The sequence below is a fragment of the Aquimarina sediminis genome (assembly GCF_002895435.1).
Classification (GTDB): Bacteria; Bacteroidota; Bacteroidia; order Flavobacteriales; family Flavobacteriaceae; genus Aquimarina; species Aquimarina sediminis.
The window spans coordinates 1-1,050 of record NZ_POYJ01000038.1; the positions used below are offsets into that span (position 1 = coordinate 1).

Annotated in this window: 1 protein-coding gene; it reads right to left on the reverse strand. The window is 43.0% G+C overall.

Going from position 1 to position 1,050, the window contains the following annotated elements; all coding sequences use genetic code 11:
• A partial coding sequence (locus tag C1X07_RS24715; RefSeq protein WP_206604283.1) for an Ig-like domain-containing protein occupies nt 1–931 on the reverse strand: 931 nt, incomplete at its 3' end.
• Nucleotides 932–1,050: the final 119 nt, after the last annotated feature.

A 1,050-nucleotide genomic window follows, 5' to 3' on the forward strand; every position in this document is an offset into this window, starting at 1 on the left:
AGCTGTTTACTGTAACGGTATGCACAGCTGAAGAAGCAGAGGTACATCCATTTCCATCGGTAACAGTATAAGTAATATCAGTAGTACCTGCACTTACTGGTGTTACTACTCCTGAACCATCTATAGTAGCTACAGCAAGGTTAGAAGAACTCCAAACAATAGTACCCGCAGTACCTTCGGTTAAATCAATGGTCGATCCCATACAAACAGCAGTTGCTCCAGTAATAGCTGCAGCTGTGGGTAGACTGTTTACAGTAACCGTATGTATAGCTGAAGAAGCAGAGGTACATCCATTACCATCAGTAACAGTGTATGTAATATCTGTAGTACCTGCACTTACTGGTGTTACTACTCCTGAACCATCAATGGTAGCTACAGCAAGATTAGAGGAACTCCAAACAATAGTACCCGCAGTACCTTCAGTTAAATCAATAGTTGATCCCATACAAACAGTTGTTGCTCCAGTAATGGCTGCTGCAGTCGGTAGACTGTTTACAGTGACGGTATGCACAGCTGAAGAAGCAGAGGTACATCCATTACCATCAGTAACAGTGTATGTTATATCTGTAGTACCTGCACTTACAGGTGTTACTACTCCTGATCCATCAATGGTAGCTACAGCAAGATTAGAGGAACTCCAAACAATAGTACCGGCAGTACCTTCGGTTAAATCAATGGTCGATCCCATACAAACAGCTGTTGCTCCTGTAATGGCAGCAGCAGTCGGTAGACTGTTTACAGTAACCGTATGTACTGCTGAAGAAGCAGAGGTACATCCATTACCATCAGTAACAGTGTATGTAATATCTGTAGTACCTGCACTTACAGGTGTTACTACTCCTGATCCATCAATGGTAGCTACAGCAAGATTAGAGGAACTCCAAACAATAGTACCAGCGGTACCTTCGGTTAAATCAATGGTTGATCCCATACAAACAGTTGTTGCTCCAGTAATGGCTGCAGCTGTGGGTAGACTGTTTACGGTAACGGTATGTGCTGCTGAAGAAGCAGAGGTACATCCATTACCATCGGTAACAGTGTATGTAATAT